Annotated in this window: 1 protein-coding gene; it reads left to right on the top strand. The window is 35.6% G+C overall.

Annotated features, from left to right (window positions below; translation table 11 throughout):
* Window positions 1-868: Rpn family recombination-promoting nuclease/putative transposase (locus B5E75_RS14320; protein ID WP_143746992.1), on the top strand; the 868-nt coding region annotated here is incomplete at its 5' end.
* Window positions 869-1,027 lie beyond the last annotated feature (159 nt).

Raw genomic sequence — 1,027 nt, 5'->3', positions numbered from 1 at the left:
TTTTTTGAATGCTATTCTCTTTGACGGACAAATGATAATGGATACTCAAGATATCATCATCCTTGATTCCAACAGCAGTGGTGTTTTGTTGTCTAATGGACAAACAATCAAGCGTACAATAGATCATCTGCTTCTTGTTACCATGAATGGACAGCAATGCATCATTGGACTGGAACATCAGTCCTACGTAGATAAAGGCATGTTTCAAAGAATCATGGAATATGATTATCTCAGCTATCTTAGACAGTATCATATCTATGAAAAGAACATCCATGAAAGAATTAATGGTGTCATGACTTTGGCTATTTATTATGGTGAAAGGAAATGGAACTACGCCAGAAGCTATAAGCAGATGATGAATCGAGGCATCAGACACCTAAGACGTTACATGAATGTTGAATTTCATCCACTGGTAGAAATGGTAAAGCTGGATGAAACAAGATTTCAAAACAAGGACAATAAAGATCTGATTACAGGACTGAAGGTTCTTTATGCAAAGAAGAAGGTACCAGAAAAGTTTATAGTCAGCCATGAAGTAGCATGTCTATTAGGGACATTGATTCATGATGAACGTATTTATCAGCTGATTGAAAAAAAGAAAGGGGCAACGAATATGAGTGACTATGTATTAGGAATAAGCAGAAATGCAGAAAGAAAAGGGAGAAATGAAGGGAAAAAGATTGGACGTAATGAAGGGATCATTACAACACTTATTAAACAATTGAATCAGAAGTTTGGAAATTTATCGAAAGATACTATTAAAGCAATTAAACAAAGCAACAAGAAACAACTCAATTCTTTAACATTACATATCTTTGATATAGAAAAAGAGGAAGATATTATTCAAATTCTTACAAATCAATATTGATTTTTACTGACCCTATATGTAAGTATAGGGTCATTTTTCATTGTGTGCCGGGCATGGCACGGATTCAGTCGGAGATAGACCGACCACAGGTAGTTACCGCCAAGTGTAGTGAACCACAAGTCGTTAACAGTGATGTTAAGGATGGAGGAAGTGGTGTAG

The sequence above is a fragment of the Massiliimicrobium timonense genome (assembly GCF_002160865.1).
Classification (GTDB): domain Bacteria; phylum Bacillota_I; class Bacilli_A; order Erysipelotrichales; family Coprobacillaceae; genus Allocoprobacillus.
This window is presented reverse-complemented; position numbering and strand designations above follow the sequence as displayed.